Raw genomic sequence first — 24580 nt, 5'->3', positions numbered from 1 at the left:
CGGCCGCGTCATCGCGCGAAGCGCCCCACCGCGTGCACCGCGCCGAGAAACCGGTTGACCTCCCGTACCGTCCGGGTGTTGCCGACGGCTCCCTCCCGCAGCGCCCGCACACCCTGGGGCACGGTCATGCGCTCGGCGTGCTGCCGCCCCGAGGACCACGCGTCCGACAGCGCCCGCCGCCACCCCTTCCCGTTGCGGTGCGCGATGACCAGCTCCGGCCGGAACCGCACCGGGCTGCCGCGCTCGGCCATGGACTGGGCGAGGCTGTTGTCCCCGCCGGTCCCCTCCCTCGCGAACCCGCCCACCTCATGGAAGACCTCGGTCAGGACCGAGCTGTTGCCACCGGCGAAGAAACCGACCGGCGCGTCGCGCTCCAACCGGGCGTAGCGGACGTCGTAGCGGGCCTGGCGGGCCTGTGACAGCAGGCTGTCGTCGAAGCAGAGCACCCGCCCGGTGATCGCGGGCCGCTCATCGTCCACCGCCGCGGCCTGGATGAGCCAGTCGCCTCGCGGGGCCGCGTCGTCGTCCAGGAAGGCCAGCAGGTCGCCGGTGGCCAGCTCGACCCCGCATCGCCGGCTGGCGCCGGCTCCGATCTGGTCGCGGTTGCGCAGCACCTCGACAGGCAGCGTCGAGGAGCTGGCCGCCGCGGTCGCGTGCCCGGAGGCCGAGGCGTCGTCCACGACGATCACTTGGTGCAGCTTCGCCCGGCAGTCCGAGCCGTCCAGCCGGCGGGCGCACTCTGCCAGCGCGTCCAGGCACCGCCGCAGGTCAGAGCTCCTGTCGCGGGTGGGGATGATCACTGAGATTCGAACCACTGCTTTCTCCAACCAATAGCGAGGCCCGCCCACCGCGCCACCTGGCCGACCGGCAGGTACGTGCGGCGGATGTGCAGCGGGCGGTGTGCCCAGGACGCCGGCGCGGCCTTGACCGTGCCGAACGCCAGCACCCCGGCGGGGACCGGAGAGCGCTCGGGGATCAGGCCGTACGGGTAGGCGAACGTGCGCACCGGCCCGCCGGTCCGCTCGCCGACCCCGCGCAGCGAGGCCGCGACCTGCTCGGCGGCCTCCCCGTGACCGAGCTCGGGCAGCGGGAGATGGCTGACGGTGTGCGCGGACAGCACGTGCCCGTACGCGCTGAAGCGCTCGGCCTCCGCCCAGGTGAGGAAGGACTTCCTGGGCGGGAGCGCGGCCCGCTCGGGCTCGCTCAGCCGTTCGGCCGCGTCGAGCTCGCCCGTGACGCAGAAGAGCAGGACCTTGACGCCGAACTCCGCGAGCAGCGGCGCCGCGACCTCCAGATTGTCCCGGTAGCCGTCGTCGAACGTGAACAGCACGCTCGGCTGGTCCGGCGGCCGGAACCCGGGCCCGACGGCGGCCGGGTCGAGGGCCGGGCCGACCAGGTCCAGCACCGTCTCCAGACCCCGCCGGAAGTCGTCCGGTGAGAGCGCCGTGTAGTGGTCGACGAGGGCGTTGACGTGGTGGAAGTACAGCACCAGCGGCCAGCCGGGGGCGGAGCCCAGCGCGGGGTCGGCGAGCACGGCGCTCACCGGAGCGCCCAGCCGAGCTCGGCCAGCACCGACGCCGGCACCTCGACCCCGTGAGCGTCGGCGCCCACGGCGTGGTCCTCCTCCGGCTGGTCGGGGAACCACGGGCGGGCCGGCTCCGCCGGGTAGCCGTCCAGCACGGCCCCGCGCAGCCGCCGGACGAACCCGGACAGGCCCTCCGGCGTGTCGCCGGACGGGAAGTGCCGGACGGAGAAGCCGACGAACAGCTGCGAACAGCCCATCACCCGGTCGAGCTGCTTGCGCTGCTTGCCGACGTCGGGGCTGACCCGGCCACCGGCCAGCGCGCCGGCCAGGACCTCGGCCAGGAGCGTGACGCACAGCCCCTTGTAGTCGCCGAACAGCGGGATGGAGCCGTCGCGGTCGAGCTGGCGAGGGTCGGTGGTGGGCGCGCCCGAGGCGTCCTGCAACCACCCCGGAGGCACGGCCACGCCACGGTTCGCGGCGTCTCTGATCTTGCCCGCGGCGACGACGCCGGTGGCCAGGTCCACGCAGAACGGCTCGTCACCGTCGGTGGGGGTGACCAGGCAGATGGCGTTGCTGCCCAGGGTCGGCCTGCTCGCGCCGGGGGCGGCGATCGACGGACCGGAGGTGTTGAGCAGGAGGCCCACCACCTGACGCTCCTGGAAGGCGTGCCGGTAGGCGGCGAGCATCCCGACGTGGTTGTTGTCGCGCACCGCGACGGCCGCCAGCCCGTGTTCGGCGGCCCTGGCGGCGCACCACTCCGCCGCGAGCCGGGCCGCGGGCTGGCCGAGGCCGCCGCCGGCGTCCACCGAGGCGATCGTGGGGCTGATCTCGGTGAGATGGGGCCGGGTCCCGAGCCGGATCCCGCCCTCCTCGATCCGCCGCAGGTAGGTGGGCAGCAGGGCGATGCCGTGCGAGCGGTGTCCCCGGCGCTCGGCGTCGACCAGCACGCCGCTCGCGGCCTCGGCGGACGGCTCGTCCACCCCGGCGGCCAGCAGCGCCTCCACCGTACGGCGGTGCAGCTCGGCCAGCCGGACACGGGTGGAATCCGGTCGGGGGTCGGATTCGGGTCGGGGGTCGGATTCGGGTCGGGAGGCGGATTCGGGTCGGGGAGTGGCCGGGGTTTCGACGAACTGGCCGCCGTCCAGCCGCAGCGACCGGTACCGGCCGGGCACGCTGGGCCCGTCCCAGTCATGTCCGGCGAGAACGACCACGCTGCCCGGCTCGTCGGCCGTCGGCAGGGCGGCCGGGCTCACCCCGTCGGGACCGTCGCCCGCGTCCAGCACCGTGGTGCCCGGACTGGGCCGGAGCCGGCCGAGTCGCCCGCTGCGCACCCGGCCGGCGCTGACCACGCCGTACCTGGGGGACATGCGTCCGTCCAGGAGGGCCGTCACGCTGTTGCGGGCCTCGCGGTCCAGCCCGGACAGCAGGACCTTCTCACCCTCGCCGACCCGCAGGTCAGCGCCGCGCAGCAGCACCCGTTCGGCGCCCGGCGGCCCGACGGACAGCACGACGTCCCGCAGTTCGAGCGCGGGCGGCGGTTCGGACGGCGGCGCTTCGAGCGCGGGCGGCGGTTCGGACGACGGCGGTTGGAGCGCGGGCGAAAGTTCGGACGGCGGCGGTGTCATGCGTCCACCCCGCCATGGGCGACCGCGGTGCGCGCGAGCAGGGCGAGGGTGGATCGCACCAGGTGCTCGACCGTCCGGCCGGTGAAATGGTCGCGGCTGTACTTGATGGCGAAGGCGAATCGCTCGCCGACCTGGTCGGCCTCCAGCATCAGCAGGTACGGCTCCGCCTGCCGGGGCGAGCGGCGGCCACCGGCCGAGGTCTTCGACGGCGGCAGCCAGTCCGACGTCCTGGCGTTGATCTCGCTCATCCTGCTGCGGAAGTTCAGCCGGATGCCGCTGCCCGGCAGGTCGGTCAGCGCGGGGTGCCCGGCGAAGCGCAGCGCGTCGAAGCCGAACCGGTTCTTCGGCACCCGGTCGAACCCGGCCGCCGCGCGCTCCAGCCAGTCGCCCGGTCCGCCGGTGACCACGACGGGGTAGTTGGCCTGGAAATAGCCGATCCCGGAGGTGATGTCGGGGCCGCCCGGTAGCCGGTCGCGCCCGTGGTGATAGGTGTCCACGCTGACGGCGGGCAGCTCGAAACACCGCATGATCGCGGTGGCGGCGGCGGCCAGCACCAGCGACTCGAAGGTGAGCCCGGCCTCGGTGGCCAGCCGCTGCGCCACCGCTGTCTCACGCGCGTCGAGTTCGGCGCTCGCGACGTCCATGCTGGGCAGCAGTCCCGGCCCGGCCAGTTCGGTGGGAACCCGCGCCACCTCCTGCCAGTCCTGTCCGGCCCATGCCTTGGCGTCCTGTTCCGCCTCGGCGGAGGCCAGCCAGGTGGATACGGCCTGGGCCTGGCCTCGGGGAGTGCCGGGTTCGGCCACGGGTTCGGCGCCGGTGAGGAGCGCTTCGAGGTCGTCGGCGAGGAGCTCGACGGAGAAGCCGTCGAGCGTCAGGTGGTGCAGGGCGAGCTGGAGCAGCCGTTGCGCGGGCAGCCAGCGCGCGGCCAGTACCCGGCCCTCGGCCAGCCGGTGCCCCCGCCATCCGGCCCGCAGCACGCCGGGCACCTCGTCCCCGGGCACGTCCGCCACCGCGAACACGCCGTCCGGCACTCCGGGCAGCACCTCGGCGCGCGGCGCGCCGTCCCCGTCGAGCAGGTACCTGGTACGCAGGGCCTCGTGCCCGCGGACCAGGGCCAGCACGGCCGCCTCCACGGCGACGGTGTCCACGGGGCGGCCGTCAGGCGTGCGCTCGGGCACGTCGAAGATCCAGCCCAGGGAGAAGTGGTCGGGTTCGGCGAACCGGTTCGCGATCCACCGGCGCTGCGTCGGCAGCAGCGGCACGGCCCCGGCCCCGGCCTCGCCGACCGGCGCCGCCGCGACCGGCGTGCCCCGGGCCTCAAGCCTGGACAGGATGCCGCCGAACGTACGCCCGCGCAGGATGTCGGCGGTGGTCGAGGCGACCCTGGCCTGCCGCAACCGGCTCAGCATCCGGATCGCCAGCAGCGAGTCGCCGCCCGAGGCGAAGAAGTCCGCGTCCGGCCCGGCCGGGGGCGTGCCCAGCGCGGCCTGCCAGGCCTCGCCGAGCACGTCGGCCGCCGAGTGGGTGGAACCAGGTGTGGTCATGGCGTGGTGCTCATTTCTTTCGGTTCGGCCGGTTCTCGGGCGCCGCGGGCCAGCCACGCGCTGGCCAGGCAGCCCGCCCCCAGGACGGCGGCCAGGACGAACCAGGCGAGCTCGGGCGCCTGGGTGATGAGGAGGATGACGAGCACCGGGCCGATGGCCTGGTGCGCGGAGAAGCTGATGGAGAACAGCGACAGGTAACGCCCGCGCAGGTGCTCCGGGGCGAGGTTGACGGAGACCGTCCACTCGCCGACCGCGCCGTACAACTCGGCGACGGTGTGGGCCAGCACGGCGACCACCAGGAGGGCCACCACGAGCGCCAGCGCGTCACCGGCCACCGAGGCCGCCCAGTAGACGACGGCGGCGAGCGCGAAGGCGGCCGCGGCCCGCAGGTAGACCGGCGGCGTCTGCCCCGCGGTGGAGACGCCCTTGGTCAGCCGGACCTGCAGGATCACGACCAGCGCCGTGTTCATCGCGAACAGCACGCCGACCAGCCCCGGCGGGGCCGAGGTGTGCTGGTCGATCCAGAGCGGCACGCCCACGTTCAGGGCGGTGACGTGGGTCATGACCATGGTGTTGAGCACGGCCAGCGCGACATACCTGCGGTCGGCGAGCACCTCGCGGAAGCCGCCCCTGGTTGCCGGCGGAACAGTCTGCTCGGTGGCCTGAGGAGAGGTGACCCGCCGGTGCGTCACACGGATGCCGGTGACCAGCCCGGCGGCGACCAGGAACGAGATCGCGTCACCGGCCAGGACGGCGTGGTAGCCGCCCTGGGCGTCGAGGGTCAGGAGCGCGGCGCTGGTCAGCCCGCCGAGGCCGAAGCCGATGTTGCGGACCGACCGCTGGAAGGCCATCAGGGGCACCCGCTGCTCGGCGGTGACCATGGCGGCCACCAGCGCCTGCTTGGCGGGGCGGCCACTGTGCTCGGCGATCTCGGCGACGATCGCGACCACCAGGAAGGACGCCAGGTCCCAGATCGCGAGATAGCCGAAGTAGCCGGCCGCCGCCGTCAGGAAACAGGCGATCACCATCGTCCTGGGGCCGAACCTGTCGATGAGCGCCCCGGTCAGGGGCGCGCACACGGTTCCGGCCAGGGCGGCGACGCCGAGGCCGATGCCCACCGACGCGGCGGGCAGGTCGACCACCGTGGTCAGGTAGATCACGGTGACCGGGATCCGCATGCCGGTGCCGATGGCGTCGATGACCGCGACCCACGCCCAGCGCCGTACGCCGGGCACATCGGGCAGGCCGATCCAGTCGCGGGCCAGGCCGCGCAGTAAGGGCGGAGCCTTCATCATCCCGTCTCTTCGTCTGGGCTGAGGAACTCCAGCCGGTTCTCGTGGCAGTCGACGGCGTAGAAGCGCCGGTGACCGGGGAAGTTGTCGTCCCAGGTGACCTTGACCCCCTGGCCGCTCAGGTGCTCGGCGAGCGCGTCGAGGTCGGCCACGAGGATGCCGGGATGGGCCTTGCGCGCCGGGCGGAAGTCCTCCTCGACGCCCAGGTGGATCTCCAGGCCGTCGGTGCGCACCCACAGGCCGCCTCGGGCGGCGAGCACCGGCGGCTTCTGGATCTCGGTCATGCCCAGCACGTCCACGTAGAAGCGGCGGCACACGTCCTCCTCGCCCGGCGGCAGGGCGAGCTGCACGTGGTGCAGGCCGAGGCCGAAGGCGGACGTGATCGCGGTGGTCTCGTAGGGCAGGGGCTGCCGGCGGTCGTTCATGTGGGAATGCCTTTCATCGGGGATCTCATCGGGAACCTCCATGGTGAGGGGTGCCGGCCAGGGCCTGCCAGATCCGCTCGACGCGCGGCGGCAGCGCTCGTGGCGGCGCCGGGGGCGGACGTTCCGCGAGCAGGCCCGCGTGCGGGGCGAGGTCGAGGCCCACCGCCGTGGAGAGCCGGTCGAGGTCGTCGCCCGCGCACAGCCGGCCGTACTCGACCACGGTGCTGCGGGCGGGGTCGCGGGCGCGTTCGTGCCGCAGCCACGGCTCGTGCCAGGCGGCCCACTTGTCCAGCGCGGCCTCCCAGGTGCCGGGCCGCCAGGGACGGTCGCCGGACCAGCGCAGCATCGAGTCGGCCACGGCCGCCGGGTGGCGGACCAGCAGCACCCAGTGCGCGTCGGGCACGGTCTGGGCGAGCCGGTCGAGCTCCAGGAGGTACTCGTTGTACTTCTCGCCGAACCGGGTGGCGCCCGCGTAGGCCCGCCGTACGAGATCCCGCCGCAGCGTCGCCGCGTCGACCGCCGATCCGGCCGCGACGTCGGCGGCCGCCTCGCGCAGCACGCCCTCCACGGTGGCCAGCCACCGCTCGCTCCGCAGCCCGTACGGCGGCCGCCGGCGCAGGGCGTGCAGCATCTCGTCGGCCCGCAGGTGGCGAGCCCGGACGTCCTCCTCGGTGCACCAGCGGTGCAGCAGGTAGGGCAGCTTGCCGTTGACGGTGAAGACGCCGCCGACGGCGTCGAACGCGGCGTCGAGCACCGCGCCCAGGGCGGTGGTGCCCGAGCGTTGGGCGCCGAGCAGGATGAGCGGCGGGGACCCGGACGTGTTCACGCGCTCGCGCTCTTCCCGGTCAGCTCGTCCATCCAGCCGCGCAGCCGCCGCATGCACGCGACGCTGGCCGGGTGGCCGCCGCGCGAGAACGTCTCGCCCCACGGGTTGTCGCGCTCGTCGGCGGTCAGCCGCCTGTCCTGCCGCCAGTGCGTCTCCAGGCTGACGAACCCGCCGTAGCCGTCCTCGGCCAGTCGCCCGAGGATCGCCGGCCAGTCCAGGTCGCCGTCACCGAGCCGGACGTACCCGAGGGTGGAGTCGGGGTCCTTCACGTGCACGTGGCGGATGCGGTCACGGCCCGCCTCGTAGTCGGCGGGGAAGGGCGTGGCGTCCCAGCCGCTGAAGACGCTGTTGCCCGGGTCCCAGAGGATGCCGACGTCGTCGCGGCCGAGCTCGTCCAGGAAGGTCACGAGGTGCCGCACCGTCGGCGTGTTCGTCCGGGTGCCGTTCTCCACGACGAGCGGGACCGGCAGATCCAGCCCGTTCAGCAGCGAGGCGGCCACCCGCCCGGCTCGTACGGGGTCGGGGTCGCCGCTGCGGTAGAAGCTGAAGATCCGGACGTGCGGGGCGCCGAGCAGTGCCGCCCGGCGGCAGGAGTCGACCAGCAGGTCGGCCGCGGCCCGCAGGTCGTCGTCGGTCTCGGGCAGCTCGACCTTCAACGCCGGCGGCGCGAACCCGGCCGCCACCAGCCCGTGCTCCTCCAGGAGCGCGCGCGCCGAGCTGAGCTGTTCGTCGCTCAGCAGGTGGGGCGGCGTGCCCTCCATCGACCTGATCTCGACGGCGTCGAACCCCAGCTCGGCGGTGGTCTTGGCGACCAGCCGGCAGTCCTGGGCCAGCTCGTCGCCGATCACCGCGAGTCTCATCGGCATCTGTTCAGCTCCTCAACAGTCAGGTTCGGTACGAGGACGTGGGCGAGCACGGCCAGGTCGGAGTCCGGCACGCCGGCGCGGGACTCCACGGTGATGGACCGCAGCGGGCCACGTTCCAGGACGGTCAGGACGGGTTCGAGGTCGGGCGGCGTCAGCGGCCGGTGCCGCACCCCCGCCGGAGTGCGCAGGACGCCCTTGACCTGGGCCGCGTGTACGTGTGGCGCGAGGTCGGCGAGTTGGTGGCGGTCCGCGCCGCCGATCTCCCGCAGGCCGAGCACGTCGAGCACGACCCCCGCCCCGGTGCGCGCGGCGAGGTCGATCAGGCCGTCCACGGCCGGTCCGCCGGCATGCGTCTCGATCCACAACGCGAACCCGGCGTCGGCCGCGCCGCTCACCTGCTCGGCGACCAGGCCGAGGTCGGGCCGTTCCACGCAGAAGACCTTCACCGGCCACCGCGACGGCACCCCGGCCGCCTCGGCCGCCTCCGCCGGCGCCAGGCCGGGGTCGCCCAGCCGCCAGCCGACGCCGGTGAAGAAGACCTCGGCCCCGGCCTCGGCGACGGCGCGCAACCCTTCGGCCACGCCGTCGCGGTCCCAGTTCTGCCCCTTGCCGATCCGCAGGTCCACCCCGGATCCGCCGTACCTGAGCGTCGCGCGGGCGAGCTCGGCGGCGTCGGCCCGGGGGAGTGTCCCCGAGCTGAGCCCGATGGCCGGTATGCCGGTCATGAGAGCGGCTCCGTCACGGAGTGGGCGGGCTTGGTGAGCAGGCCGTCCAGAGCCGCGACCACCCCGGCGGCGCGGCTCAGCGCGGCCACGTCGAGGGGCGGGCCGCCCGCGGCGGCGCCGGCGAGCTCCTGGTAGAGCTCGGTACGCAGCCGCGACGCGGGACGGGACGGCGCGATGATCGGCTCCCCGCCGGACTCGCCGGTGACCGCGCCCGACCTGACCTCCAGCCAGGCGTCGGCGCCGAGCACCGTGAGCTGCTCGAACCGGGCGGCCGAACGGCTGGTGACGACGACCGACAGCCGGGCCCCCGACGCGAACACGAGGTGCCCGCACAACTGCGTGTCGATGCCCGGCGCGGCGTCGATCCTGGACAGCGGCACCACCTCGCGCGGCGGGCCGAGCAGCTGGCACGCCAGGTCGAGGTAGTGCACCCCGAGGTGGGCGGTGACGCCGCCGAGCGCGTCGCGCGGGTCGGAGCGCCAGCCCGCCTGCCGGTAGTGCGCGTCGGCGCGCGGGCGCGAGATGGTCAGGGTCGCCACGGCGCCCGCCCACCGGTCCGGATCGGCGCCGAGCAGCCGCCGGGGGAGCGCGAAGCGGTGCTGGAACATCACTGCGGCCAGCACCCCACCGGCTCCGGCCAGCGACAGCAGCCCGGCGAGCTCCTCCGGTGCGCGCGCGGGCGGCTTCTCCAGCAGCAGGTGCTTGCCCGCCGCCACCGCCGCCTCGGCGACGCCCGTCCGCGAGCCCGGCGGCAGGCACAGCGCCAGCGCGTGGACCCCGCCGTCGGCCAGCACGTCGGCCAGCTCGCGCACCGCCAGCCCGTCCGCCCGCGCCCGCGCGGCGGCGGCCGGATCGCTCTCCACCACCGCGACCGCGTGCGCGCTCCCGGCGTCGGCCAGGGCCTGTACGTGCTGCCGCCCGGCGTTGCCGTAGCCGACGACCGCGACCCCCAGCGCGGTCTCCTTGTTCTCCACTCAATCCCCCCTTGTGCAGCTGGCGTCGCCCGGTCACCCGGGGATCGGCGCCCTGGCTCGCAGTTCGTCGCCGGCCCTGGTGACGGGCCCCTCGGGCGTGTCGAAGGTGAACCGGATCGCCGGCAGACCCCGGTCCAGGACGGCGAGCATCTCCCGATGCGACGGCGCGTCCCCGACGGTCAGGTCGAGATAGACGGCCTTGCCGTCGCGCGGCAGGTCGGTGCCCGGCTGGACGAGCTGGCGGCGCGCGGTGATCCCCGGCGTCCGGGTCAGCGACCGGGCCCCCTCGATCGCGGCGAGCCGGGTCGCCTCGGGCAGCGGTCGCGCGTAGTGCTGGAAGTACACGCGGTCCACGGGGCGGGTGGACAGGTCCACCCGCTGCCCGAGCGCGAGCCGTCCCGCCGCCTCGATGAGGTCGAGGCCGGTCGCCCGCCCGTAGAGCTCGTTGATGAACCCGCCGATGCGCCCGTTGACCTCGATGACCCGAGGCCCGTGCGCGGTGATCTTGATCTCGGTGTGCGTCAGGCCGTGCCGTACGCCGAGAGCCCGCAGCGCGCGCTCCGCCAGCTCGACCACCTTGCCGCGCACGGCGTCGTCGAGGGCGTCGGGGAAGAACTGACCGTTCTCCCTGAACGGCGGCAGCAGCGGCAGCTTCCCGGTGACCCCGATGGTCTGGATGTCGTCCCCCGAGCAGGCGCTCTCCACCGAGACGTAGTCGCCGAACGGTTCGCTCGGGACCCCGACCAGGCACTCCTCGACGACGAGGCACTCCTCCGCCTCCGGGCCGCCGGGGTCGAGCAGCCGGGCGGCCAGGGCGATGCCCTCGTCGGCGGTGCGTACCAGGAAGGTGTTCCTGCTGCCCACGCCCCGGGCCGGCTTGAGCACGGCGGGCAGGCGGAGCCCGGCCGGCCACTGCGCGCCGGGGCCGCGCAGCAGCCACGACGCGGGGGTCTCGATGCCGTGCTCGCGCATCGCCTGCCGCTGGACGTGCTTGTCGGTCAGCCGCTCGACGGTCTCGGGGCTGTGGAACGGCAGGCCGGCTCCGGCGGCGAGCCGGGCGGCGACGGGCAACGTGTCCTCGCCGAAGGTCACGAGGCCCGTCGCCGCCACGGCGCGCAGCGCCCGGGCGTCGGCGCCCGCGTCCCCGGTGAGGGTGAGGACGGCGCCGGCCGAGTCGAGCAGGGCCGCGTACCTCGCGCTCTGCGGGCCCGGCGGCAGGACGAAGACCAGGTCGGGGCAGAAGCCGAGACCGACCAGCAGGTCGCCGAGGGCCACCGCGCCCTCGCCCAGGACGACCGCGAGCCTGGGCGCTGTCATGCCGGCCCCCTCGTCTGGTGGGCGACCAGCGCCGCGATCCCGCTCACGGTCGGAGCCGCGACCGCGTCCCGCAGCGCGATGGCGACCCCGGTTCGCTCCTTGAGCCGGGCGATCATGCGGACGAGCAGGAGCGACTGGCCGCCGAGCGCGAAGAAGTTGTCGTCGGGGCCGAGGTCCTCGACGCCCAGCAGGTCACGCCAGATCGCCGCGATCTCCCGTTCCACCGGCTGGCCGGGCTCCTCCTCCTCGGAGGAGCGGGCGGCGGCGGTGTCCGGAGCGGGGGTCGTGGGGTGCGCGGCCTCCGGAGTGGAGGTCGCGGGGTGCGTCCGGAGGGGCTCGGGCGTCACCGGGTCGAGCCAGTGCCGGGAACGCTGGAACGGGTAGCCGGGCAGGGGCACGCGGCGCGCGTCCCGGTCGGTGTCCAGCGCGGCCCAGTCCACCTCGGCCCCGGCGCACCACGCCCCGGCGACGGCCTCCAGCATGGTCCTCAGCGGCCGGGCCTCGTCCTTGCGTCCGGGCAGCGTGGACAGCGCGACGACCGGCCGCCCCGCCGCCGTCTCGTGCACCAGGGTGGTGAGCGTGCTGCCGGGGCCCACCTCGATGAGCAGCGGGTCACGCCACTGGAGCGTGTGCTCGACCGCGTCGGCGAACCGGACGGTCCGCCGCAGGTGGCGCGTCCAGTGGTCGGCGTCGAAGCCGCGCTCGACGGGCCGCCCGGTCACGCCGGAGATCACCGGGATCGACGGCGGGTGATAGGTGAGCCGGTCGGCGTGCGCCCGGAACTCGTCGAGCAGGCCGTCCAGCATCGCGGAGTGCGCCGCGATCGGCACCGGCACCTTCCGGTGCCCGATGCCGTCCGCGTCGAGCCGCTCGATCAGGTCGGGCATCGCGCCGGCCGGGCCGGTCACCACGACCGAACGCGGCGCGTTGACCGCGGCCAGCGACAGGGACGGCGGCAACAGCGCGGCGACGGTGTCCTCTCCGGCGAAGACCGCCAGCATCGCCCCGCCACGCACCCGGTCCAGGAGCCGGCCACGGGCTCCGACCAGCGCGGCGGCGTCGGCCAGGCTCATCGCCCCGGCGACGCAGGCCGCCGCGTACTCGCCCAGGCTGTGCCCGAGCAACGCCTTCGGCCGCAGACCCAGCGACAGCAGCAAGCTCGCGGTCGCGTACTCCATGGCGAAGACGGCCGGCTGGGCGAGCGCCATGCCGTCCAGCTCGGCCTGGGCGGCGGCGCGGTCGGTGGGGAACTCGCACAGCGTCCAGCGGATGTCGGTGCCGGTGCTCGTGGAGAACTCCCTGGCGCAGTCGTCCATGGCCGTCTGGAAGACGGGGAAGCGGTCGTACAGCTCGGCGGCCATTCCGGGATGCTGGTTGCCCTGCCCCGTGAACAGGAAGCCGATGTTCACGCCGCTCCGGCCGCGCGACGGCATCCGGAACGCGGCGGGGTCGGCCAGCTCGGCGAGGTCCCTCACCACGGCGGCGGAGCGGTACTCGCGATGGCGGCGGCCTTCGCGCAACGTGTGCGCCACGTCGCGCGCGTCGATCTCGGGATGCGAGCGCGCGTGCTCGGCCAGCCGGTCGGTGAGCCGGGTCAGGGCGGGCGAGGTGTGCGCCGAGACCGGCACGATGACGCACCCGCCGGGCGCGCGCCCGGCCGTTTCGCGTACGGGCGCCTGTTCGAGCACGACGTGCGCGTTCGTCCCGCCCACGCCGAAGGCGCTGACCGAGCCTCTGCGCGGGCCCCGCGTCGCCGGCCACGGCCGCAGCACCCGGTTGATGTAGAACGGGCCGTCGTGCAGCTTGAGCTCCGGCTCCTCCTGGTCGCAGTCGATGCTCGGCGGCAGCCGGCCGTGCCACAGGGCGAGCGCGGCCTTGATGAGGCCGGCGACCCCGGCGGCGATGTCCACGTGCCCGATGTTCGGCTTCAGGGTGCCGAGCGCGCAGGAGCCCGGCCCACCGGCGGCTCCGAACGCCTGGGTCAGGGCCTCGACCTCGATGCGGTCGCCCAGCTCCGTGCCGGTGCCGTGGGTCTCGACGTACTGGATGGTGCTCGCGTCCACGCCCGCGGCGGCGTGCGCGGCGCGGATGACGTCCGCCTGCCCGCGCACGCTCGGGGCGGTGTAGCCGACCTTGCGCCCGCCGTCGTTGTTGATCGCGGAGCCCCTGATCACCGCGTAGATGGTGTCCCGGTCACGTACGGACTCGCCGAGCCGCTTCAGCGCCACGACGCCGACCCCGTTGCCCGGCACGGCGCCCCTGGCGTCCTTGGCGAAGGCCCGGCAGTGCCCGTCGGGCGACAGGATGTCGTGCGGGCTGTACACGTAACCGGCCTTCTGCGGCAGGCTGATCGACGCGCCGCCGGCGAGCATGAGGTCCGCCTCGTGCCTGAGCAGGCTCTGCACCGCCATGTGCACGGCGACGAGTGACGTCGAGCACGAGGTCTGCATGGTGATGGCCGGGCCGTGCAGGCCGAGCCGGTAGGCCGTGCGCGTCGCGACGTGGTCCTTCTCGTGACCGACGAGCATCGCCATGTCGCCCAGGCTGCTGAGCAGCTCGGTGTGGCCGAGCACGTGACGGAGCAGGTAGTGGTTCTTGCCCGTGCCCGCGAACACGCCGATCGGGCCGGCGGCCGTCTCCTGGGTGTACCCGGCGTGTTCCAGGGCCTCCAGGGCGCATTCGAGGAAGAGCCGCTGCTGCGGGTCCGTGACCTGGGCCTCGCGCGGCGGCATGCCGAACAGGTCGGCGTCGAAGTCCTCGACGCCCGAGACGATCCCCCGGACGGGGACGTAGGCCGGGTTCGCGAGCTCGGACTCCGGCACCCCTTCGGCCGCCAGCTCGTCCAGGTCGAACCTGGTGAGGCAGTCCCGCCCCGCCGCGATGTTGTCCCAGAACCGCTCCGGGGTGTCGGCGCCGGGCAGGCGCAGCCCGAAGCCGATGATCGCGACGCCTTCCGCGCGGCTCATCGGGCCGTTCCTCTCAGGTGCTCGGCCAGCGCCCGTACGGTCGGATGCTGGAAGATGTCCACGATGCGCAGCGGGTGGCCGGGCAGTTCGGCGCGCAGGCGCAGGTGCACGCGACCGGCCAGCAGGGAGTCGCCGCCGATCTCGAAGAAGGGGTCCCGGACACCGAAGTCGCTGGTGCCGAGCACTTCTCTCCAGACCCCGGCGATGACGTCCTCGAAGTCGTCCTGCTCGTGGTGAGGGCCCTCGGCGCGGTGGGCGGGCGCCGGCCCGGTGGCGGCGGCCCGCACGGGTGGCCTGGCCGCCGTGGCCCGGCGTTCGAGTTCGGCGACGTCCACCTTGCCGTTCGGCGTGTACGGCAGCCGGTCCGTCACGACCCAGAGCACCGGCACCATGTAGCCGGGCAGCTCCTCGCGGAGCGCGTCACGCAGGCGCGCCACCAGCCCGTCGGCCCGTGCTGTCGCGTCCCGGTCCGGCGCGTTCGGGTCTGTCGCGTCCCAGGACGCGTTCGGGGCTGTCGCGTCCCGGTTCGGGACGATCGCGGCGAGCAGCCGCTTGGATCCGGCGTCGGCGCCGACCACGACGACGGCGACGTCCCGCACCTCCTCGTGCTCGCCCAGCCGCCCCTCGATCTCGGTCAGCTCGATCCGGTAGCCCCGAACCTTCACCTGGCGGTCGCGCCGGCCGTCGAAGTGCAGCCGCCCGGTGGCGTCCCAGTGCGCGAGATCGCCGGTGCGGTAGAAGCGCTCCCGCACCCCCGGCGGCCGGACGAACGCCCGCGCCGTCTCCTCCGGCGCGTCCAGGTAGTCCACGGCCAGCCCGCTCCCGCCGAGGTACAGCTCGCCGATCTCGCCCGTCCGGACCGGCTCGCCGGCCTCGTCGAGCACCAGGGCGGACGTGCCCGCGATCGGCCTGCCGATCGGCACCGGCGTCTCGACCTCCGCGACGCTCGCCATCGGGTGCACGGTGGAGAACGTCGTGTTCTCGGTCGGCCCGTACGCGCTGACGACCTCCAGGCCGGGATGGCGCGACAGCAGCGCTCGCACCGCGTCGGCGGGCACGATGTCACCGCCGGTGAACACCTGGCGCACGGTGGCGAACGCCTCGATCGCCTCGGTGGCCACGACCCGGAACAGTCCCGCGGTGAGGAACGCCGCGGTCACTTCGGTCTCCCGCAGGAACGTGGCCAGCTCGCCCGGCGACACCGGCCCGCCGGGGAACACCTCCACGGTCGCGCCGGTCGCCAGCGCGCAGAAGATCTCCAGTGTCGACGCGTCGAAGGCCAGCGGGGCGAGCCGCAGGATCCGCTCGCCGGGCCCCTGCCGCAGGTAGGAGGCCCCGCGCACCAGGCGGACGACGCCGCGGTGGGGGATGCGCACCGCTTTCGGCACGCCCGTCGAACCGGAGGTGAACGTGATGTACGCGACGTCACCGGGATCGCGCCGCGCCCAGCCCCGTACGGCCTCGTCGGCGGGCCGGCCGGTCACGGGCACCGGGGCCGGGCCGGTCAGGGCCACCGGATCGACGGGGACACAGGGGGCGGGTGCCGCCCGGACGATCGAGCGGGCCGCGGCGAAGTCGCCGATCACGGCCTTCGGCCGGACCCGTTCGAGCATCACCCTGAGCCTCGCCACTGGAAGCGAGCCGTCCATCGGGACGTAGACCGCTCCCACACTGAGCACGGCGAGCACCGCGACGATCTCCTCGGCGGAGCGCGGCACCGCGACGACCACGTGGTCACCGGCGCCGACCCCGCGCGCCAGCAGCCCGTCGGCCTGGGTCTCGACCTGGCGGAGGAGCCGCGCGTAGGTCAGCGTCAGCCCGCGTCCCGCCTCGTGGACGGCGGGCAGCCCGGCGAAGTCGGCGCCCGCCTGGACGATCAGCTCGCCGATGCCGGACTCGGCGTCGACCTCGGCCGCCCGTCCCCACTCCCGCTGCGGGGTCATGAGCGCCCGCCCTCGCCGCGTCGCGGGCCGATCGAAATCTCCCTCATTGCTCCACCCCCGGAGTCGGAACGATGGTCATCGCCGCGTCGCGCATCGCCTGCACGAGGTGGCGCCTGTTGTCCGGATGGCGCAGGTAGAAGTGCCCACCCGGAAGGAAACGCGTGGAGAACCCGCCGGTGGCGTGCCTCGCCCAGCCGGCCAGCCTGTCGTGCAGGTCGTGCTCGTCGGCCCCGGCCAGGACGTCCAGGGCGCAGGGCAGCGGGTCCCGGTCCTGGAAGCGGTAGGTCTCCATGGCCGCGTAGTCGGCCCTCATGTACGTCGCCACGATCTCCAGCAGCTCGGGACTCTCCAGCACCTCGGCGGGAATCCCGTCGTGCCGTTCGTGCAGCGTCCACAGCAGTTCGGCGTCGGGCAGGTGCCGTACCTCCGGCTCGTGCCGGGGAACGTCGGGGCTGGGAAAGCTGGACAGCCACAACCGGTCCGGCGTCCTGAGGCCGCGAGCGCGCAGCACGTGCGCGATCTCGAACGCGAGCAGGGCGCCGAAGCTGTGGCCGAACAGGCCGAACGGCAGGTCCAGCGCCAGGGTGCCGGCCAGCTCAGCGGCCAGTCCCAGCAGGTCCCGTGAGGCGGGTTCGCCGAACCTGGCGCCGCGTCCGGGGCGTTCGACGCCGACGATCCGCACGTCGTCCGCGAGGTCCGCCCACTCGCGGAACTCCCCGGCGGAGCCCCCGGCATGCGCGAAGCAGTACACGCGCGCCGTGAACGGACGACGCTCCGGCCCGTCAGCGGTGCTCATGGCGGGGTTCCTGGTGGCGTTCGTGGGGCTGATCGATCAGGCGGAGGATCTGCCGGCGGACCGCCTCGCTGCCGAGGAACTCGCCCGCGGGCACGTCCACGCGTACGAGCGCGCACTGGGCCGGCGTCCAACCCGGCGCCGGCTCCTTGTCGCTGTCGCCGCTGATGACGAGCGAGACCGGTGTCCTCGGGGTGGGCACGGCCGCTTCCGCCGTGGCGAAGAGGAAGCCGAACCAGGCCGCGTACCGGTCGGTCAGCATCGTGACACAGGTGTCGATCTCGGACTCGGGCATGCCCTCCGCCGCCAGCTTCGTCACCAGGTCGCCGGTGAGCGTCTGGAGCACGGAGGCGGGTGTGATCTCGGCGGGCGGATCGCCGGTGGCGCCGAGCGACGTGCGCAGATTCGCCAGCTCCTGCCCGATCAGGTCGGTGGTCAGCCAGGTCGGCTCGACGAGCACCACCTGTGGCGCGTGCCCGCCGTCGCCGAGGCGGTTCGCGATCTCCAGGGCGAGCGTCGCCGCGCTGCAGTAGCCGAGCACCCCGGCGGGCGGGCTCGCGAACTCCGCGAGCTCCGCGATCTCCCGCGTGTACAGCTCCGCCAGCCGGTCGATCGACATGGCCCCGTGGGTCTCCAGATCCTGTACGGCGTCGACGCGGTAGATCGCCCGCCCCGATCCGTGGACTCCCATCAGGGTCGTCATCGTGTCGGCCACGGAGAACATGGCGAAGTCCACCAGGATGACCGGCGGAAGCTCGCCTCCGACTATCTTCTCCAGCACCGTGTTCCCCTCCGAGATGTCGTGCTCACCGTCATGCGCCGGGCAGGCCGGGCACGGCCGAGCGCCGTCTCCGCGCACGGCCCTCTCCCAGGCCCCGCCACGTGGACGCGGCCCGGAAATCGGGTGAATCCCCCTGGCCACCGGCGCGGGAAAGATCGGTGTGACCTGGCGCCCGACGACCGCTCCCCTGGTCGCATGGGCGTTTCTCCGGAAACCGCCGGCCGTGGGAACTGTCGCACCGGGTGCTGAAGCGTTGCTGATGCGAGCCTGAAGCGGGGCACGGAACGGCGCCCGTTTCCGGGCTGTCCCGCCTTCCCGGCCCGGCTCGGAGCGCAGCGCCATGACGGGTTCGGCGCCGTTTCAGCGCCGTTCCAGAGCCGTCCTCCGGCGACATCGACCGGATGGCCTCGGGCCTCGCGGCGTGCCGTGCCGCCCCGGACACGCGAGAGCTCTCCCGCCGCGGGTCGCGGCGGGAGAGCTCAGGTGTCTACGTCAGGACAGGGCGGGGGCGCTGGGGAAGCGGTTCCAGACCCGGTGCTCGGTCAGGAGCTGGACGATCTCCCGCAGTGCCGTCTGGGCGTCCGGGGCGACGAGGACACCGGGTGCCTGGGTGGGCACTCCGGCCAGTTCGAGCACCCCGGAGACGTCGCCCCATCCGCCGACCGGCTTGGCGTGCCGGTAGGCCTCGGAGAGCATGAGCAGCACGCGCGGGTCGACCACGGTCTCGGTGATCGTGGCCGTGCCGGCCTTGGCGTCGCGCGCGCCGTACGCGTCCAGGCCGGGAGCCGGCGCGCCGGCCAGGAGCAGCGCGTCGAACTCCACCGATCGAGCGGTGGCGAACGTGCGCTGCACGGTCACGGGCTCGTCGCCGTCGGCCGCGAGCGTGCCGCCGGTCGGCGCGATGACCAGCGGGACCATGCCGGCGTCCAGCACCTCCTGGCGGAGGGCGCTGACCGCCCTCAGGTCGCCGTCGCCGTCGGCGATGATGCCGACGATCCGGCCGGTGACCGGCCAGGTGTCGCCCACCTGGGACAGGGCCGGGCTGGGCCGCGGGTTCGGCAGCGGCTGCGACGGCTCGGGGGCGGGCAGGCCCAGCCCCTGGGCGACCTGCCGGCACAGGTGCGGGTCGATCTCGGCGAGCACCCGCAGGTTGCGCTCCTTGATGGTCTGCTCGTAGACCTTGCCCAGCTCGAAGGTGTAGGCGGCGATGACGTGCTCCCGCTCGACCGGCGACAGGCTCAGCCAGAACAGCCGCGGCTGGGTGAAGTGGTCGGCGAAGGAGGCCGGGGCCTCCCGCACCTTGGGCGCCGCGGCCACCTCGACCGGCACCTCGACGTACGCGCCGTTCTGCGCGCCCGCGACGAAGGGGCACCCGCCGTCCAGCGAGTTGGGCCGGTACGGCGCCACGCCCTGGTGCACCGCCGTCTGGTGCATGCCGTCGCGCAGCATGTCGTTGACGGGGGCGTGGGTGCGGTTGATCGGGATCTGGGCGAAGTTGGGCCCGCCCAGCCGGGTGAGCTGCGTGTCGAGGTAGGAGAAGAGCCGCCCGGCGAGCAGCGGGTCGTCGGTGACGTCTATGCCGGGCACCAGGTGGCCGGGATGGAAGGCGACCTGCTCGGTCTCGGCGAAGAAGTTGGACGGGTTGGCGTTGAGCGTGAGCAGGCCGATCGGCTGGACGGGCGCCAGCTCCTCCGGCACGATCTTCGTCGGGTCCAGCAGGTCGATGCCCTCGAAGGTCTGCTCGGGCGTGTCGGGGAAGGTCTGGATGCCCAGCTCCCACTGCGGATACGCGCCCGCCTCGATCGCGTCGGCCAGGTCACGCCGGTGGAAGTCCGGGTCCATGCCGTTGATCAGCTGGGCCTCCTCCCAGGTCAGGGAGTGCACACCGGCCTTGGGCTTCCAGTGGAACTTCACCAGGGTGGTCGCCCCCGCCGCGTCCACCAGGCGGAAGGTGTGGATGCCGAAGCCCTCCATGGTCCGGTACGAGCGCGGGATGCCGCGGTCGGACATGTTCCACAGCGTGTGGTGGGTCGCCTCGGTGTGCAGGGAGACGAAGTCCCAGAAGGTGTCGTGGGCGCTCTGCGCCTGCGGGATCTCCCGGTCCGGGTGCGGTTTGGCGGCGTGGATGATGTCGGGGAACTTGATCGCGTCCTGGATGAAGAACACCGGGATGTTGTTGCCGACCAGGTCCCAGACGCCTTCGGTGGTGTAGAACTTCGTGGCGAAGCCGCGGGTGTCGCGTACGGTGTCGGCCGAGCCGCGTGAGCCGAGCACGGTGGAGAAGCGCACGAAGACCGGGGTCTCGACGTCCTTGGCGAACAGGGCGGCCTTGGTGACGGTCGTGGCCGTGCCGTAGGACTTGAACACGCCGTGGGCGGCGGCTCCCCGGGCGTGCACGACGCGCTCGGGGATGCGCTCGTGGTCGAAGTGCATGATCTTCTCGCGCAGGTGGTGATCCTGCAGGAGCACGGGCCCTCGGGGCCCCGCCTTGAGCGAGTGGTCGGTGTCCCGCAGCCGCAGGCCCTGGGCGGTCGTCAGGTAGGCGCCGCCCTGCGCGAGGTCCGAGGGTGGCACGTCCAGGGGCTGACCGGTGGGGGAGTAGGGCTCCGGCCCGCGCTGGTCGGGCTTGGGCGGCAACGGCTCCCTGGGCTCGGTCGGCTCCTCGAGGGCCGGCGGCCGGCTGTTCGGCGCGCCCGGGATCTCGGGGCCGTCGCCGGTCACCGCGTCGATGACCTTGTCGACCGCTGCCTTCACCGGATGGGACTCTTTCATGATCTCTCCTGGAGCGATACGAAGATCGACTTTGTGGGCGAGATGGTGGGGGGCGGCGTCTCGAGGCGCTACCCGCTGCCTATCGGCACAAACACCACATTCTGCTCATTGCCGCCGTTACGGGATGCCTGACCTCTGTCCGGCAGATCCGCCGCTCAACGCGCTCGCCGCCAGGCGTAGATCCAGCCGGCCTCCGCCAGCGCGTCCAGCAGGTACGTGGCGCGGATCCGCCCCATGGGCACGTACACCAGGTCGATGCTCAGCAGCGTCGCGGCGGTGGTCAGGCCGATCCGGCGGGCGTGCCGGACGCCCTCCGGCGTGCGGGACGCGCGGATCTGGCTGTAACCGATGCCGACCAGCAGCCCGGCGACGGTACGCACCAGCCAGCGGTCGACCTTGGGCCCGAAGACCTTCTCGAAGCTGGACATGTGCGCCAACGGCCAGACGCCGCCCAGCACGTTGCACGCCCCTTGGGTACGCGCCAGCCAGGCCCCGCCGGTTTGACCGCTTTCGGGATCCATGTCCGGTGGCTGCCCTCCGGCGTCAGGGACAAACCGCAGGCGACCGGGGCGGATGGCGCAGCTCCCCGTACAACGGCTCGGCGCGCGCGTCCGGAAGGTCAGGCGTCCTCGGGCTGCCGGCGCAGTGTCCGCCTGATTGCTCGCGCGACGGGGCGGAGCCGTGCTCTGCGCCGATCGGTCCGACACCGCCACGCTGGTCGACGCGATCAGCGGCTGACCGCCGCACTCACCGAGCTCGGCGTCGAACCGGCGCAGTCGACCAGGCAGCTGGTCCGCGAGCTCCGTGGCACCTGACCCCGTTCCGGCCCGCTCGTGCCGCCGTCATCGGCTCGTAAGGAGTGGAGCGGGGCGGCGCTCCTAGGCTCGACGGCATGACTCGAACGCGAACGCTGGCCGTACTGGCGATGGCGACCCTGCTGGCGGGCGCCTGCGGCACGATGGAACAGGACGGCATGACCCCTGGCGACGCCTCCCCGCCGACCTCCGAGATGGCCTCCGAGATGGCCTCGGAGACGACCCCCGCGCCGACCTCCGAGATGACCTCCGGGCTGACCTCCGGGACGGCCGCTCCGACGGCGTCCCAGGAGGCGGCGGCGCCGGCCTCGGTGCCCGCCGCCCTGCGGTTCTCGGCCCGGACGCTCGACGGTGAGACCTTCCAGGGAGCGGGCCTGGCGGGCAGGCCGGTGGTCTTCTGGTTCTGGGCCGCGTGGTGTCCCAAGTGCGCCTCGGAGGCGCCCGCCGTCAAGTCGGCGGCCGACGCGCGCGGTGACGTCGCGTTCGTCGGCGTCGGCGGACTGGACACCGAGGCGGCGATGAAGGAGTTCGTCCAGCGCACCGGAACCGGCGACCTGACCCACCTGTCGGATGCCAAGGGCGCGGTCTGGACGAAGCTCGGCGTCAGCGAACAGTCCACCTTCGTGTTCATGAAGCCGGACGGCTCCTCCGAGAAGGTCTCAGGCCCGCTCAACCGGGACAAGCTGGACGAGCATCTTCGCAAGCTGACCGGCCGGTAGTCGCGCCATGCCCCCCTCCGGCCCTCCCGGACACGCATGAACCTCACCGAACTGCCGCTCGCCCTCGCGCTCACCGCCGGCACGGTCGCCGCGTTCAACCCGTGCGGCTTCGCCATGCTGCCCGCCTACCTCACCCTGCTGATCAACGACGAGCAGGCGGCCCGCCCCGGTCCCGTCGTCCGGGCGCTGATCCTCTCGGCGGCGATGACCGCCGGATTCGTCACGGTCTTCGGCCTGTTCGGGCTCGCCGTGACGGCGCTGGCGGTGTCGGTGGGCGGCTACCTGCCGTGGGCGACCATGGCCATCGGAGCTGTCCTCGTGGGGCTGGGCCTCTGGTCACTGTCCGGCCGCGAGCTGCTGCTGCGCCTGCCAGGGCCGAACACCGGCCGCCCCACCTCCTCGCCGTGGTCCCTGTACGGCTACGGCCTCTCCTACGCGGTGGCCTCCCTCTCGTGCACGGTCGGGCCTTTCCTCGCCGTCACCTCGGCCTCCCTGGCCGGCGGGGGGCTGCTCGGCGGCGTCGTCGCCTTCTCCACGTATGCGCTCGGCATGGGCCTGGTCATCGCCGTGCTGTCGCTGGCCGTGGCGCTCGCCCGCGCGGCCGTCGTGACCAGGCTGCGCCGCGTCCTGCCGTACGTGTCCAGGGCCGGCGGCGTCCTGCTCACCCTGGCCGGCCTGTACGTCCTCTACTACGGCTGGTACGAACTCCGCGTCGTCGCCGGCGGAGACGCCGACGACCCGGTCGTGACCGCGGTGACCACCGTCCAAGGGGTCGTCGCCGGCTGGTTGGGCGGAGTCGGCGCGGGCTGGATCGCCATCGTGGCCGTCGTGCTCATCCTGGGAGGTCTCGTGCTGCGCCGCGCGAGGTGACCGGGGGCCGCCACGGGGCGCCGGCCGGGCGCCAGGAGCAGGGGCACCGACCTGATCGCCGTGCACGTCCCGGTCGATCAGGGGCGTAGCAGGGCGCGTACCCGGTCGATCGTCGCGGCGGCGTGCTCCAGGTTCTCCTGGAGCGCGCCGGTCGCGTGGCGGAGCCGGTCAGCGACGAGCCGACGGTCGGTGAGGAGCCCCTTGCCGGCGCCCAGGACGGCTTCGGCTCTGCCGCGTTCCTCGGTCTCGGCCTGGGTCCGCGCCTGGTGAATCAGGTCGCGAAGGGTCTCGGCGAGCGTCTGCGAGTCCATGCGCATGGCACGGGGATCGAGGCGCACCTCCCGGACACCCGACGTGCAGCCGTACTCGACTCGGACCCAGCCGTTCACCGACTCGGCGCACGCCACGGTCTCGGCGCCGCCGGGCAGGTGGCGCAGCTGTTCGAAGAGGTGGTCGGCGTCGGCCGCGAGCCGCTCGGGATCGAGGCCGAGCGCCTGTTCGAAGTCCATCGTCAATCCCAGGGGAACGAGTAGGAGCCGTCGGCGGCCTGCTCCGGAACGTACCGGCCGGTGACCGTCTGACCGCCGGTGGCGAGGTCGTTGAACGCCTTGGCACCCGCCAGTTGGGGCAGGCCGGGCGGGAGCGGCGTAGTGGCTCGCGCGCTCGGCCAGGGGCGACCGGCGGGATGGAGACCGCTGAGGCCGTGGGCGGTCAGGTCGCGCTCGATCCGGTTGGCGGTGCCCCAGACCAGCATGGGCCCCTGGGCGAAGGTCGCCGCGGCCAGGTCGCGCACGCCGCCGAAGTCGCCGCGGGCGGCCTCCAGGCCCACGTCCACGACGACGGCCGCGCCCAGCGCGGCGGCACACCCGTGCAGCAGCGTGTTGAGCAGCGACTCCACCGCTCGGTACCCCTCGAAGAGCTTGATCAGGCACTGTACGGCCAGGACCCGGGCGCCGGCCAGGCTGAGCGGCGTGACGGCGGCGGTGAGCACCCACAGCGCCACCATGGCCATGGCCGCCGCGACCAAGAACTGGAACATGACCATCGCGGCCAGAGCCGCCCCCACCGTGTACAGGGTGAGAGCCGTCACCACGGCGCGGATCTCGATGCCGCGCAGCTCGGCCAGGAGAGCGTCAACGCGGCGCTGGAAGGCCCGGCCGTCCTCGCTCCGCCAGCTCGTCACGGCCACCTCGTCCACGAGGACCATGAGGTTCCGCCTGGTGGCCGCCGCGTCGTCGTGCACCTCGAGCCAGGTCCGCGCCCCGTCGAAGAACGCCTGCGGGTCGTACTGGTGGATGTACATCTTCCCGACGAACGGCCATCCTGCCGGGACTCCCAGCGCTGACAGTGTCACCGCCGCGCCCGTGCCCATGACCAGGCTTCGCCGGGCCAGGTGCGCGAGATTCACCGCGACCTCACGGAGCTGGCACGCTCCGCGTCCTGCCAGGTCGTGATCGAGGCGGTCATGCCGTCCTCGACCCGGGAGGCGCCGTCCATCCAGTGACGCACCTCCGTCATGGTGAACGCTTCGACCTCGTTGTACGCCAGCGCCAGCGAGTAGGTGAACGACGTGAAGGCGGACTCGGCCACCGTGAGCGCGACCAGACTCGGCAGGACCTCGCCGAGCGGCCGGACGGCCTCGGGCAGGCGCGACCGGATCTCCCGCAGGCGCACCCGCTCGATCTCCACCTCGTTCGGGCTGACCGGCTCCTGAGGCGTCCCTAGGTGTTGATTTATCAGCATGTGTCGCTTTGCTTTCGTCGGCAGGTGATCTCCCCACCCTCACCCGCGGCGGCCCGGAG

General features: G+C 73.6%; 22 protein-coding genes. 2 read left to right on the top strand and 20 right to left on the bottom strand.

The window, feature by feature from the left end; translation table 11 throughout:
* Positions 1–8: 8 nt before the first annotated feature.
* The 17 genes from IEY82_RS00885 to IEY82_RS00805 form a co-directional block, all read right to left on the bottom strand.
* Complete coding sequence (locus tag IEY82_RS00885; RefSeq protein WP_189121996.1) at positions 9–815, bottom strand: glycosyltransferase family 2 protein; 807 nt, start codon at positions 813–815, stop codon at positions 9–11.
* On the bottom strand, positions 797–1543 hold the full coding sequence (locus IEY82_RS00880) for a polysaccharide deacetylase family protein (protein ID WP_189121995.1): 747 nt from the start codon (positions 1541–1543) through the stop codon (positions 797–799). The genes IEY82_RS00885 and IEY82_RS00880 overlap by 19 nt, the downstream gene beginning before the upstream one ends.
* Positions 1540–3150: an Ldh family oxidoreductase gene (locus IEY82_RS00875; RefSeq protein ID WP_189121994.1), complete on the bottom strand. Its 1611-nt coding sequence runs from the start codon at positions 3148–3150 to the stop codon at positions 1540–1542. Before IEY82_RS00875 ends, IEY82_RS00880 begins: the two co-directional genes overlap by 4 nt.
* On the bottom strand, positions 3147–4694 hold the full coding sequence (locus IEY82_RS00870; RefSeq protein WP_189121993.1) for a condensation domain-containing protein: 1548 nt from the start codon (positions 4692–4694) through the stop codon (positions 3147–3149). The genes IEY82_RS00875 and IEY82_RS00870 overlap by 4 nt, the downstream gene beginning before the upstream one ends.
* Positions 4691–5989: an MFS transporter gene (locus IEY82_RS00865; protein ID WP_189121992.1), complete on the bottom strand. Its 1299-nt coding sequence runs from the start codon at positions 5987–5989 to the stop codon at positions 4691–4693. The genes IEY82_RS00870 and IEY82_RS00865 overlap by 4 nt, the downstream gene beginning before the upstream one ends.
* Positions 5986–6411, bottom strand: coding sequence for a VOC family protein (locus IEY82_RS00860; protein WP_189121991.1), 426 nt, complete (start codon positions 6409–6411; stop codon positions 5986–5988). Before IEY82_RS00860 ends, IEY82_RS00865 begins: the two co-directional genes overlap by 4 nt.
* Before the next feature lie 25 nt (positions 6412–6436).
* Positions 6437–7237 (bottom strand): sulfotransferase, encoded by an 801-nt coding sequence (locus IEY82_RS00855; protein WP_189121990.1) that lies wholly within the window; start codon positions 7235–7237, stop codon positions 6437–6439.
* Positions 7234–8103: a sugar phosphate isomerase/epimerase family protein gene (locus tag IEY82_RS00850; protein WP_225261921.1), complete on the bottom strand. Its 870-nt coding sequence runs from the start codon at positions 8101–8103 to the stop codon at positions 7234–7236. Before IEY82_RS00850 ends, IEY82_RS00855 begins: the two co-directional genes overlap by 4 nt.
* Complete coding sequence (locus IEY82_RS00845; protein ID WP_189121989.1) at positions 8094–8828, bottom strand: hypothetical protein; 735 nt, start codon at positions 8826–8828, stop codon at positions 8094–8096. The genes IEY82_RS00850 and IEY82_RS00845 overlap by 10 nt, the downstream gene beginning before the upstream one ends.
* A complete protein-coding gene (locus IEY82_RS00840; RefSeq protein ID WP_189121988.1) occupies positions 8825–9802 on the bottom strand; it encodes a Gfo/Idh/MocA family protein in 978 nt (325 codons plus the stop codon). The genes IEY82_RS00845 and IEY82_RS00840 overlap by 4 nt, the downstream gene beginning before the upstream one ends.
* A gap of 33 nt (positions 9803–9835) precedes the next feature.
* A complete protein-coding gene (locus IEY82_RS00835) occupies positions 9836–11119 on the bottom strand; it encodes an ATP-grasp domain-containing protein (RefSeq protein ID WP_189121987.1) in 1284 nt (427 codons plus the stop codon).
* Entirely contained in the window at positions 11116–14085 is a 2970-nt protein-coding gene (locus IEY82_RS00830) for a type I polyketide synthase (protein WP_189121986.1), read from the bottom strand. The genes IEY82_RS00835 and IEY82_RS00830 overlap by 4 nt, the downstream gene beginning before the upstream one ends.
* Positions 14082–16028 carry a non-ribosomal peptide synthetase gene (locus IEY82_RS00825; RefSeq protein ID WP_189121985.1) on the bottom strand — a complete coding sequence of 649 codons (1947 nt, stop codon included), beginning with the start codon at positions 16026–16028 and terminating at the stop codon, positions 14082–14084. The genes IEY82_RS00830 and IEY82_RS00825 overlap by 4 nt, the downstream gene beginning before the upstream one ends.
* A 43-nt stretch (positions 16029–16071) precedes the next feature.
* A complete protein-coding gene (locus IEY82_RS00820) occupies positions 16072–16824 on the bottom strand; it encodes a thioesterase II family protein (RefSeq protein ID WP_189121984.1) in 753 nt (250 codons plus the stop codon).
* Positions 16811–17602, bottom strand: a complete 792-nt coding sequence (locus IEY82_RS00815) for a hypothetical protein (RefSeq protein WP_189121983.1) — start codon at positions 17600–17602, stop codon at positions 16811–16813. The genes IEY82_RS00820 and IEY82_RS00815 overlap by 14 nt, the downstream gene beginning before the upstream one ends.
* Positions 17603–18094: 492 nt before the next feature.
* Positions 18095–20374 carry a catalase gene (locus IEY82_RS00810; RefSeq protein ID WP_189121982.1) on the bottom strand — a complete coding sequence of 760 codons (2280 nt, stop codon included), beginning with the start codon at positions 20372–20374 and terminating at the stop codon, positions 18095–18097.
* 155 nt (positions 20375–20529) lie between these two features.
* A complete protein-coding gene (locus IEY82_RS00805) occupies positions 20530–20895 on the bottom strand; it encodes a hypothetical protein (RefSeq protein ID WP_189121981.1) in 366 nt (121 codons plus the stop codon).
* 371 nt (positions 20896–21266) lie between these two features.
* On the opposite strand from IEY82_RS00805, the gene IEY82_RS00800 reads away from it, so the two are divergent.
* Together IEY82_RS00800 and IEY82_RS00795 are read left to right on the top strand one after the other, a co-directional pair.
* Positions 21267–21908 (top strand): redoxin domain-containing protein, encoded by a 642-nt coding sequence (locus IEY82_RS00800; RefSeq protein ID WP_189121980.1) that lies wholly within the window; start codon positions 21267–21269, stop codon positions 21906–21908.
* A gap of 36 nt (positions 21909–21944) precedes the next feature.
* Complete coding sequence (locus IEY82_RS00795; RefSeq protein ID WP_189121979.1) at positions 21945–22778, top strand: cytochrome c biogenesis CcdA family protein; 834 nt, start codon at positions 21945–21947, stop codon at positions 22776–22778.
* Between the two features lie 77 nt (positions 22779–22855).
* Here the strand turns inward: IEY82_RS00795 and IEY82_RS00790 are convergent, their stop codons facing one another.
* The 3 genes from IEY82_RS00790 to IEY82_RS00780 are packed head-to-tail and all read right to left on the bottom strand — an operon-like array spanning position 22856 to position 24467.
* Positions 22856–23287 carry a YbaB/EbfC family nucleoid-associated protein gene (locus tag IEY82_RS00790; RefSeq protein ID WP_189121978.1) on the bottom strand — a complete coding sequence of 144 codons (432 nt, stop codon included), beginning with the start codon at positions 23285–23287 and terminating at the stop codon, positions 22856–22858.
* A 2-nt stretch (positions 23288–23289) separates the two neighbouring features.
* Positions 23290–24186, bottom strand: coding sequence for a hypothetical protein (locus IEY82_RS00785; RefSeq protein WP_189121977.1), 897 nt, complete (start codon positions 24184–24186; stop codon positions 23290–23292).
* Positions 24183–24467 (bottom strand): hypothetical protein, encoded by a 285-nt coding sequence (locus IEY82_RS00780; protein ID WP_189121976.1) that lies wholly within the window; start codon positions 24465–24467, stop codon positions 24183–24185. Before IEY82_RS00780 ends, IEY82_RS00785 begins: the two co-directional genes overlap by 4 nt.
* Positions 24468–24580 lie beyond the last annotated feature (113 nt).

Source organism: Nonomuraea cavernae (genome assembly GCF_014646355.1).
GTDB lineage: Bacteria > Actinomycetota > Actinomycetes > Streptosporangiales > Streptosporangiaceae > Nonomuraea > Nonomuraea cavernae.
This window is presented reverse-complemented; position numbering and strand designations above follow the sequence as displayed.

Coding starts and splice junctions, on each gene's coding strand:
- IEY82_RS00875 (WP_189121994.1), bottom strand. CDS start 3,150: ATGACACCGCCGCCGTCCGAACTTTCGCCCGCGCTCCAACCGCCGTCG.
- IEY82_RS00870 (WP_189121993.1), bottom strand. CDS start 4,694: ATGACCACACCTGGTTCCACCCACTCGGCGGCCGACGTGCTCGGCGAG.
- IEY82_RS00865 (WP_189121992.1), bottom strand. CDS start 5,989: ATGATGAAGGCTCCGCCCTTACTGCGCGGCCTGGCCCGCGACTGGATC.
- IEY82_RS00860 (WP_189121991.1), bottom strand. CDS start 6,411: ATGAACGACCGCCGGCAGCCCCTGCCCTACGAGACCACCGCGATCACG.
- IEY82_RS00850 (WP_225261921.1), bottom strand. CDS start 8,103: ATGCCGATGAGACTCGCGGTGATCGGCGACGAGCTGGCCCAGGACTGC.
- IEY82_RS00845 (WP_189121989.1), bottom strand. CDS start 8,828: ATGACCGGCATACCGGCCATCGGGCTCAGCTCGGGGACACTCCCCCGG.
- IEY82_RS00835 (WP_189121987.1), bottom strand. CDS start 11,119: ATGACAGCGCCCAGGCTCGCGGTCGTCCTGGGCGAGGGCGCGGTGGCC.
- IEY82_RS00830 (WP_189121986.1), bottom strand. CDS start 14,085: ATGAGCCGCGCGGAAGGCGTCGCGATCATCGGCTTCGGGCTGCGCCTG.
- IEY82_RS00825 (WP_189121985.1), bottom strand. CDS start 16,028: ATGACCCCGCAGCGGGAGTGGGGACGGGCGGCCGAGGTCGACGCCGAG.
- IEY82_RS00820 (WP_189121984.1), bottom strand. CDS start 16,824: ATGAGCACCGCTGACGGGCCGGAGCGTCGTCCGTTCACGGCGCGCGTG.
- IEY82_RS00810 (WP_189121982.1), bottom strand. CDS start 20,374: ATGAAAGAGTCCCATCCGGTGAAGGCAGCGGTCGACAAGGTCATCGAC.
- IEY82_RS00805 (WP_189121981.1), bottom strand. CDS start 20,895: ATGGATCCCGAAAGCGGTCAAACCGGCGGGGCCTGGCTGGCGCGTACC.
- IEY82_RS00800 (WP_189121980.1), top strand. CDS start 21,267: ATGACTCGAACGCGAACGCTGGCCGTACTGGCGATGGCGACCCTGCTG.
- IEY82_RS00795 (WP_189121979.1), top strand. CDS start 21,945: ATGAACCTCACCGAACTGCCGCTCGCCCTCGCGCTCACCGCCGGCACG.
- IEY82_RS00790 (WP_189121978.1), bottom strand. CDS start 23,287: ATGGACTTCGAACAGGCGCTCGGCCTCGATCCCGAGCGGCTCGCGGCC.